1 pseudogene is annotated in these 578 nt (G+C 58.5%); it reads left to right on the forward strand.

Features of this window, described 5'->3' with window-relative positions:
* A pseudogene (locus HMPREF3101_RS05970) lies at positions 1 to 578 on the forward strand (IS21 family transposase); the annotation flags it as partial.

Genomic DNA, 578 nt, shown 5'->3' on the forward strand with positions numbered 1-578 from the left:
GGCAGAGGTCATCGTCCCGGACAACGCCTCGACGGCGTCGAACGCGATAAGCGCTGCCGATCGCAATCGTCGTGTCAACACCACGTACGAGGAGTTTCTGGAGCACTACAACACCGCTGCGCTGCCAGCGCGGGCAAGACGGCCGAAAGACAAGGCCAATGTTGAGGCAGCGGTCAAGATTGTGACCCAAAAGGTCATCCATGCCCTTGACGACCACCAGTGCGTCAGCCTTGATGAGCTCAACAGTCGCATACTCAAACGAGTTGACGCGATTAATGCGCACACCCCGTTTCGCGGCAACACCATCAGTCGGCGGCAGCTGTTTGAAGACTTTGAGGCTGATTTGCTCACTGACCTGCCAAAGCAACGGTGGCAGCGCACGGAATGGAGGCGTGCAAAAGTCGCTCCCGACTTTCATATCGTCGTCGGCAGCGTGCATTACTCCGTGCCCTACACACTTGTCGGCCGCACTGTTGATGTACGCATCACCGGCAACACGCTCACGGTTTTCGATGCCGGCGAGCGACAAGCAGTACATACGCTTGCGCACCAACGCGGCACCTTCGTCACCGACACCG

Source organism: Corynebacterium sp. HMSC29G08 (genome assembly GCF_001806875.1).
Classification (GTDB): domain Bacteria; phylum Actinomycetota; class Actinomycetes; order Mycobacteriales; family Mycobacteriaceae; genus Corynebacterium.